Here is a 537-nt window from a genome sequence, read left to right as displayed (position 1 = left end):
ACTCAAGAAATACAACAAATACCTGCACATCATGGGAAAACGCAACAGTTTTGCCAAAACAGACACAGACGCTACCTTTATGCGGATGAAAGAAGATGCCATGAAAAACGGCCAGCTAAAACCTGCCTACAACATCCAGTACGGCACGGATTCTGAATTTGTTACATGGGCTACAGTTGGCCCGCAGCCAACGGACACAACAACCCTGATTTCCTTTTTGCAGGAAATGGAACACTATACACACAAACGTTACCGTAATGTTGTAGCAGATTCAGGCTATGAAAGCGAGGAAAACTATCTTTACCTCGAAACACACCAACAGCATTCTTTTATCAAGCCCAGTAACTACGAAAAAAGCAAGACCCGAAAATGGAAACAGGACATTGGCCGCAGAGAAAACATGACTTATCTGGCAGATGAGGATGCCTACCTCTGTGTCCAAGGCAGAAAGCTGACTGTAACCAAGGAATTTACCCGCAAAAGCAAAACTGGATTTCAAAGCAAGATAACCCATTACAGCTGCGAAAATTGCAAGGA

Annotated in this window: 1 protein-coding gene; it reads left to right on the top strand. The window is 43.8% G+C overall.

Annotated features, from left to right (window positions below; genetic code table 11):
• Positions 1 to 537, top strand: a 537-nt coding sequence (locus FZ040_RS13860) for a transposase (protein WP_149172544.1), incomplete at both ends; no start/stop codon positions are given.

The organism is Pseudoselenomonas ruminis (assembly GCF_008271295.1).
Lineage (GTDB): Bacteria > Bacillota > Negativicutes > Selenomonadales > Selenomonadaceae > Selenomonas_A > Selenomonas_A ruminis.
Note: the sequence above shows the minus strand (reverse complement) of the source record. Positions and strands in the feature narration are given on the sequence as shown.